We start from the raw sequence: 2,929 nt of genomic DNA on the forward strand, positions 1-2,929 counted from the left end.
CAGGCGGGTGAGCGCGGCCTGCCGGTCCGCCTCCGTGGCGGCGCCGGCGGCGAAGGCTGCGAAGGCGGCCTCCAACTGGTCGACCGCGTGCGCCGGCGTCGCCGGTACCGCCGCCGGGGTGTCGAGGGCCAGCTCCCCGCGCAGGTAGGCGGCGACGGCCTCGGGGGTGGGGTGGTCGAAGACGAGCGTGGCCGGCAGGTCGAGCCCGGTCGCCGCGCCCAGCCGGTTGCGCAGGTCGACCGCGGTCAGGGAACTGAACCCCAGCTCCTGGAACGTCCGGGTCTGCAGGACCTCGCCGGCGTCGGTGTGCCCGAGAACCGTCGCGATCTCCGATCGGACGACCGTCAGCAGCACCTCGTCACGTTCGGCCTCGCCGAGGCCGGCCAGCCGTTGCAGCAGCAGAAGCCCACCAGCGGCCGAGGCTGTGTCCTGGGCCGAGGCCGTGCCCGGAGACACGGCCGGGTCGTCGCCGGCGGGCCCGCCGGCCTGNCGCCGGCCGGGTGGCGGACAGCTCCCCGGCGAACGAGCGTCCGACGTCCAGCCAGTAGCGCCGGTGCTGGAAGGCGTAGGTCGGCAGGGCGACCCGCGGGTGCGGGCCNGTGCGGGCCGCCGAACGTCGGCGCCCAGTCGACCGGCACCCCCTGGACGTACAGCTCGGCGGCGGACAGCAGGAAACGGTCCAGCCCGCCCTGGTCGCGGCGCAGCGTCCCGACGACCACGGCACCGGTGGGGCCGGTGGCGCCGGCCGCCCCGACGGTCTCCTGCAGGCCGAAGGTGAGCACCGCGTGCGGGCTGATCTCGACGAACGTGTCATGGCCGCTGTCGAGCAGGGCGCGGGTGGCCTGCTCGAAGCGGACCGTCTCGCGCAGGTTCGCGACCCAGTAGGCGGCGTCGAGAGTGGCGGTGTCGATCCGCTCACCGGTGACCGTGGAGATCAGCGGGATCGTGGCCGCCCGCGGTGTGATCGGCGCCAGGTCCGCCAGCAGCACCTCGCGCACGCTGTCGACGTGCGCCGAGTGCGAGGCGTAGTCGACCGGGATGATCCGGGCCCGGGTGCCGCCGGCCTCCAGCTCCGCGACCAGCTCCGCCACGGCGTCGGTGTCACCGGCGACCACCGCCGACCCGGGGCTGTTGACGGCGGCGATCGACAGCCGGCCGTCCCACCGGGCCAGGTGCGGCTCGATGTCGTCCGCGGCCAGCGCGATCGAGGCCATGCCGCCGCGTCCGGCCAGGGTGGTGATGGCCCTGCTGCGCAGGGCGATGATCCGGGCGGCGTCGTCCAGGGACAGGGCGCCGGCCACATGGGCGGCGGCGATCTCCCCCTGGCTGTGGCCGACGACGGCGTGCGGATGCACACCGTGCGCGCGCCACAGGGCCGCGAGTGCGACGAGGACCGCCCACAGCGCGGGCTGGACCACGTCGACCCGCTCCAGCGACGGCGCGTCCGGCGCCCCGCGCAGCACGTCGAGCAGATCCCAGTCGACGTATGGGCGCAGCGCCCGCGCGCAGTCCGTGACCGACGCGGCGAACACCGGGGAGGAGTCGAGCAGGCCCGCCGCCATGCCCGGCCACTGGGAGCCCTGACCGGGGAAGACGAACACGATCCGGCGGTCCGCCGTGACGGTGCCCCGGGCCGCGTTCACCGGCAGGTCGCCGCGGGCCAGCGCGTCGAGGGAGGCCAGGAAGCCGTCCCGGTCGTCGGCGACGACGACCGCGCGTTCGCTGAACGTCGCGCGGGTGGTGTGCAGCGCAGCCGCGACCGCCGCGACCGCCGCGACGCCCGCCCCGGCCCCGGCCCGGCCGCCGTCCACCTCAGCCCCGCCGTTGGTCACAGGTTCGCCGCCGGCCGGCGGTTCGTCCGCGCGTAGCCAGGCCGCCAGCTGGGTGGCCTGCGCCCGCAGGGCCTGCGGGGTTTTCGCCGACAGCGTCCACGCGACCGGCTTGCCGTCGGTCACCGGTTCGCCGCCGGTGGCCGGATTCGCCGTCGGCGGCCGGACGGGACGGTACCGGCGGGCGGTCGTCGGCCGGGGCCTGTTCGATGATCGCGTGGGCGTTGGTGCCGCTGACGCCGAAGGAGGAGATCCCCGCCCGGCGGGGCGCGCCCGTCTCGGGCCAGGGCCGGGCCTCGGTGAGCAGTTCGATGTCCCCGTCAGCCCAGTCCACGTACGGTGACGGCTCGTCCACGTGCAGGGTCCTGGGCAGGACGCCGTGCTCGATGGCCTGGACCATCTTGATGATGCCGGCGACGCCGGCCGCCGCCTGGGTGTGGCCGATGTTGGACTTGACCGAGCCGAGCAGCAGGGGCCGGTCGGCGGGGCGGTGCTGGCCGTAGGTGGCGAGCAGGGCCTGGGCTTCGATGGGGTCGCCGAGGGTNCGGAGACGGCGGCCCGGCGGGGCCGGTCGACATCGGGCCAGGGGCGGGCCTCGGTGAGCAGTTCCACCGCACCCGCCGACCACTTCACGTAGGGTGACGGCGCGTCCACGTGCAGGGTTTTCGGCAGGACGCCGTGCTGGAGGGCGTGGACCGTCTTGATGATGCCGGCGACGCCGGCGGCGGCCTGGGCGTGCCCGATGTTGGACTTCAGCGAGCCGATGTAGAGCGGCCGGTCGGCGGGGCGGTTCTGGCCGTAGGTGGCGATGAGGGCCTGGGCTTCGATGGGGTCGCCGAGGGTGGTGCCGGTGCCGTGGGCTTCGACGGCGTCGACGTCGGCGGGGGTGAGGCCGGCGGCGGCGAGGGCGGCGCGGATGACGCGCTGCTGGGATGGTCCGTTGGGTGCGGTCAGTCCGTTGGAGGCGCCGTCCTGGTTGACGGCGGAGGCGCGGACGACGGCGAGGATGCGGTGGCCGGCGCGCTGGGCGTCCGAGAGCCGCTCGAGCAGAAGCAGGCCCACGCCCTCCGACCAGCCGGTGCCGTCCGCCGCCGCCGCGA

At 75.7% G+C, this 2,929-nt stretch carries 2 protein-coding genes and 2 pseudogenes (1 of these 4 running past the window's edge); all 4 read right to left on the reverse strand.

The annotated features are described in order from the left end of the window. Nucleotides 1-279 (reverse strand): annotated as a pseudogene (locus FrCorBMG51_RS25920) (beta-ketoacyl synthase N-terminal-like domain-containing protein); its annotated part reaches 881 nt to the left of the window's first position; the annotation flags it as partial. 65 nt (nucleotides 280-344) lie between these two features. After that, a complete protein-coding gene (locus tag FrCorBMG51_RS34285) occupies nucleotides 345-1,562 on the reverse strand; it encodes an acyltransferase domain-containing protein (protein WP_275452066.1) in 1,218 nt (405 codons plus the stop codon). 250 nt (nucleotides 1,563-1,812) lie between these two features. Then, on the reverse strand, nucleotides 1,813-2,457 hold the full coding sequence (locus tag FrCorBMG51_RS34290; protein WP_275452067.1) for a polyketide synthase: 645 nt from the start codon (nucleotides 2,455-2,457) through the stop codon (nucleotides 1,813-1,815). Continuing rightward, a pseudogene (locus tag FrCorBMG51_RS35235) lies at nucleotides 2,376-2,929 on the reverse strand (beta-ketoacyl [acyl carrier protein] synthase domain-containing protein); the annotation flags it as partial. The gene FrCorBMG51_RS34290 and the pseudogene FrCorBMG51_RS35235, both read right to left, overlap by 82 nt.

Source organism: Protofrankia coriariae (assembly GCF_001017755.1).
Lineage (GTDB): Bacteria > Actinomycetota > Actinomycetes > Frankiales > Frankiaceae > Protofrankia > Protofrankia coriariae.